This is a genomic window from Shewanella electrica, from assembly GCF_022321485.1.
Taxonomy (GTDB): domain Bacteria; phylum Pseudomonadota; class Gammaproteobacteria; order Enterobacterales; family Shewanellaceae; genus Shewanella; species Shewanella electrica.
In genome coordinates, this window is record NZ_JAKOGG010000373.1 from 1 (window position 1) to 265 (window position 265).

Annotated in this window: 1 protein-coding gene; it reads left to right on the forward strand. The window is 49.8% G+C overall.

The annotated features are described in order from the left end of the window. Positions 1-49 precede the first annotated feature (49 nt). Positions 50-265: aminoacyl-tRNA hydrolase (locus tag L9G74_RS20945; protein WP_238898684.1), on the forward strand; the 216-nt coding region annotated here is incomplete at its 3' end.

Consider the following 265-nt stretch of genomic DNA (forward strand, 5'->3'; position numbering starts at 1 on the left):
AGCCAACGAAAGCGAATAATCGCTTTACGCATTATAGGGGCTCTGAACCATGCTGCTCATCGCAGGACTTGGCAATCCCGGCCCCCAATATGCGCATAACCGACACAATATCGGTTTCATGGCGGTGGATGAAATATTCCGCCGCCATAGATTTTCTAACTGGCAGAAGAAGTTCAAGGCCGAAATCGCCGATGGCGTGATCGACGGCGAAAAAGTGCTTCTCATCAAGCCAATGACTTTCATGAACCTTTCCGGCCAGTCGATT